We start from the raw sequence: 3,921 nt of genomic DNA, 5'->3' as shown, positions 1-3,921 counted from the left end.
TCGGCATTTCAGCCGAAGAGCTGGCTAATCCCTCCCCGTGAGACGGAGCTTTTATATAAACCCAAAGTAAAGGAAGTGAAAGAACATGCTGAAAATTGGCGGTATTGAAATGAAGAACCAGGTGGTTTTGGCGCCTATGGCCGGCGTATGCAATCCTGCTTTTCGTCTGATCGCGAAAGAGTTTGGCACAGGTCTGGTCTGCGCGGAAATGGTCAGTGACAAGGCAATCCTGCACGGCAACAAGCGTACACGCGAAATGCTGTTTGTGGATGAGCGGGAGAAACCGCTGAGCCTGCAGATTTTTGGAGGCGACCGTGAATCGCTGGTTGGGGCCGCAAGAGTGGTGGATAAAGAGACCAATGCCGATATTATCGACATTAATATGGGCTGTCCTGTCCCTAAAGTGACCAAATGTGATGCCGGCGCCCGCTGGCTGTTGAATCCTGACAAAATTTACGAGATGGTGTCGGCTGTCGTGGAAGCCGTGGATAAGCCTGTCACCGTAAAAATGCGTATCGGCTGGGACAGTGAGCACATCTTTGTAGAAGAGAATGCGCGTGCTGTAGAACGGGCCGGCGGTCAGGCGGTCAGTGTGCACGGCCGTACCCGCGAGCAGCTGTACACCGGACATGCAGACTGGAAGTATATCAAAATGGCTAAAGAGGCTGTTTCAATTCCTGTTATCGGTAACGGGGACGTGAATACACCTGAGGATGCGCGGGCAATGCTTGATCGGACCGGCTGTGACGGAGTCATGATCGGCCGCGGCGCTCTGGGCAATCCGTGGATGCTGTACCGTACGGTGCAATATTTGAATACTGGCGAACTGATGCCTGAGCCTGAAGTCGAAGAGAAAATTAAAGTGGCGATTCTTCACATGGACCGGTTGGTAGCCCTTAAGGGGGAAGCGGTGGCCGTTCGTGAAATGCGCAAGCATATGGCCTGGTATTTGAAAGGTCTGAAAGCTGCCGCCCGAGTGAAGGATGTCATTATGGAAGAAACAAGACGCGACGGAATGGTGCGGATTTTGAATGATTTTGTCGTACAGCTTAGAGATGAAGAGGAACAGGAAGGTGTCAGCCCTTCGCTTTCTGCGGTCTAATATATAAAATAAAGGGATGAACGCGGACTTCCGCTTCATCCCTTTATTTTAAAAGAATGGTTATGGATAGATTACTCAATCGTCACTAATGGTGTGTAGTAATTTTCTCTCTTGTACTGAAGTCCCAGCTTGGTGATGATCGGTTTAATCGGTGCGTAGGCGGCTCCGTTATCCATGATCGTATCCTCTGAACGGAGGTCTACGGTCGCTGTTTTGCCCCCAAGTGTGAGGGTTAGCTTCCCGCCTCCGAAGGAGATTCCCGCTCCCAGTGCTTTGGCCAGATCCTTGACTGAACAATAGACCAGGCCATTTGCGCCTTCAAAAGAGGACTGACCGCTATATACCACGGCTTTGCCCTTGTACATAATCTGCAGCGGCTCTACTAAGCTGAAGTACTTGCCCGGATCCGATATTACAAGAACGTAGTTCTTCTTTTCTTCTTCGCTTCTGAACTGATCCTTGGTGACAATGCCGGATAGAACGTCAATATTTACGTTGCGAATGTACGAAACCGAATTGCTGGAGGCAAACGGCCGGTACTGCAACACCGTATTGGATTGCCAAAACACTTGGTCTGCGTAAACATCACGGTAAGGAAGTTTGACGATCCGAATCACTTTTTGCTTATTGATATCATAGATACGGACCTGTTCGTCATTATACGGATCGCTGGATTTTGAAGAGTCATAGGCGGCTTCGACTGTAGCTAAGTACCGGTGATCCGGCGAGATGGCGATTTCACGGACAAAAGTGTTCCGCTCTGAGATTTTAGTTACCTTATTGTTGTCGGTATTAATAATATAATGCCATCCGTCTATCCATCTTTTCCCGAATACATGATTGTTGATAATCAGACGCCACTGGTATTGTTTCCAGTTCAGCTTCGTTTCTTTAATTTCTTTAATTGTATGCTCCGCTGTGATAGCGTAGGTTTTTCCGTTTTTTCTGATAACAAAATCGAAATTTCCACTGAACGATATTCCTTGTGTAGGCCGGAAGTTGTTGGACATATCCTGAGTGTTAATTACCCAGTCGGTTGTGGAAACGGGGACTGTGGTGATGTATGTATTGTTGGATAAAGAGAAGAGCTTAGTCGTCTTTGCGGCATAATCATTAACTCCATATAAATCTGATGCTGCATATAATCCGCCCATTTGTGTACCTGTAGTAATGTATTCCCAATAATCCATTGATTTAAATTTTTCTTTGGTTTTAATATCCGTTAAATAGGAGTAAGTGATGGTTGGCAGCGTCTGATGCGCCTTAGTCTCCCCCAGCACTTTTAGTTCCTTGGTCGTATAATCAAATGCGTATAACTGGCTGGTTTCGTTGATGTCATCATCGTAGCTGCTCCACTCATCAATGACCTTATCGCTATACTCTTTTTGAGTGTATACTGAATAATATTTGATACCTGTTGTGGTGCGTACGATCTGGCCCTCCAATTGCATCCTGAAATAACGTTTGTTTTTCCCGTTCTGATCAATCTGCTGTGCGTTACCCCATCCATCGATTTGAAAACCCTGCGGAGGAGCAAAGGCCTGCTCTTCAAAAATGTACTCCTCTTGCTTCCTCTCACCTGTTGAGTACATAATGGTATCTACCAGAACAGTCGGAATGTAACGGTTCCTCTCTATATCCCCTTTAAAATCAAGAGAGATGCTGACCCGGCGGTCTTCCGCACTTGCGCCATCGGCAACCGGTATCTGTTTTAAAATGAACGCGGCAAAGAATAGTATAACCAAGGCAATCTTTTTCCACATAATGATTTATCTCCCCCTTATCATCTATTTGCTTATTAAATATTAGCGATTGAGGATAAATACTTCCATGACAAATGTTGAAAAACACAGTATTCCAAACACTTCAACAGAGGGAATAATCGAATATGCGGTGTTTCCTCGTGCGTCATTGACATTTAGTAGCGGTTCCAATATAATTTCACAGTATAAAATCGCCGTTACAGCAAGCGTTAATGCAGCAGGGAGGGTTCTTATCCCTCCGGATTCGCATATAGTATGGTGTTTTCAATAAATGTATACGACAGGAGAATCGGTTGAGATGAGCGATAAAGAAGTCATCCTTACGCCGGACGGACTTAAGCGTCTGGAAGAAGAACTGGAGACCCTCAAATCCGTGAAACGCCGCGAAGTGGCCGAGCGGATTAAGGTAGCAATCGGCTACGGGGATATCAGCGAGAACTCGGAGTATGAAGACGCGAAGAACGAACAGGCTTTTATCGAAGGCCGTATTATTACTCTGGAAAAAATGCTCCGCAACGCCCGGATCATCAACAGCGATGAGATTGTTACTGATGTGGTAAGCATCGGGGTTACGGTTAGCGTTGAAGATTTGGAATATGGCGACGTGATGGAGTATACCATCGTCGGCACAGCTGAATCCGACCCGTTAAATAATAAAATCTCCAACGAAAGCCCGGTAGGCAGAGCCATTATCGGCAAAAAAGTCGGCACAATCGTCGATGTTAGTGTTCCTGCAGGCGTCATTCAATATAAAATTCTCGATATTAGAATGAAGTAACTTACAGTTGTACCCCGAAAGCTTCCTTAGGGAAGCTTTTTTCAAAGTATAACAAGCGAAAAATATGGGTGAACATATATAGCTTATATTTTGTACTGAAACGGACTGCCCTCGCTCAATGCCCGCGGGGAGCCGTTTCTTCTTATGTATATGACATGATGGTTTTAGAGAGGATGAACGAACATGACCGAGGAATTGAATACCGTGGAGAGCACGGAAAAAGAGCTTAGCGAGCTGCTGCAAATCCGCCGTGCGAAATTGGACGAGCTGCGTGCACT

General features: G+C 46.1%; 3 protein-coding genes. 2 read left to right on the top strand and 1 reads right to left on the bottom strand.

Annotated features, from left to right (window positions below; translation table 11 throughout):
* Nucleotides 1-85 precede the first annotated feature (85 nt).
* Nucleotides 86-1,102, top strand: coding sequence for a tRNA dihydrouridine synthase DusB (gene dusB, locus AQR02_RS30340; RefSeq protein ID WP_054944003.1), 1,017 nt, complete (start codon nt 86-88; stop codon nt 1,100-1,102).
* A gap of 71 nt (nt 1,103-1,173) precedes the next feature.
* Here dusB and AQR02_RS30335 read toward each other — a convergent pair whose 3' ends face one another.
* Nucleotides 1,174-2,865 (bottom strand): hypothetical protein, encoded by a 1,692-nt coding sequence (locus tag AQR02_RS30335; RefSeq protein WP_054944002.1) that lies wholly within the window; start codon nt 2,863-2,865, stop codon nt 1,174-1,176.
* A gap of 298 nt (nt 2,866-3,163) precedes the next feature.
* Between AQR02_RS30335 and greA the strand changes: the two genes are divergently transcribed.
* On the top strand, nt 3,164-3,643 hold the full coding sequence (gene greA, locus AQR02_RS30330) for a transcription elongation factor GreA (RefSeq protein WP_020425624.1): 480 nt from the start codon (nt 3,164-3,166) through the stop codon (nt 3,641-3,643).
* The last annotated feature ends 278 nt before the right edge of the window (nt 3,644-3,921 follow it).

The sequence above is a fragment of the Paenibacillus ihuae genome (assembly GCF_001368795.1).
GTDB classification, from domain to species: domain Bacteria; phylum Bacillota; class Bacilli; order Paenibacillales; family Paenibacillaceae; genus Paenibacillus_AQ; species Paenibacillus_AQ ihuae.
This window is presented reverse-complemented; position numbering and strand designations above follow the sequence as displayed.

Bases quoted from the DNA above. Each gene is read 5' to 3' on its own strand.
- greA (WP_020425624.1), top strand. From the start codon at position 3,164: ATGAGCGATAAAGAAGTCATCCTTACGCCGGACGGACTTAAGCGTCTG.
- dusB (WP_054944003.1), top strand. From the start codon at position 86: ATGCTGAAAATTGGCGGTATTGAAATGAAGAACCAGGTGGTTTTGGCG.
- AQR02_RS30335 (WP_054944002.1), bottom strand. From the start codon at position 2,865: ATGTGGAAAAAGATTGCCTTGGTTATACTATTCTTTGCCGCGTTCATT.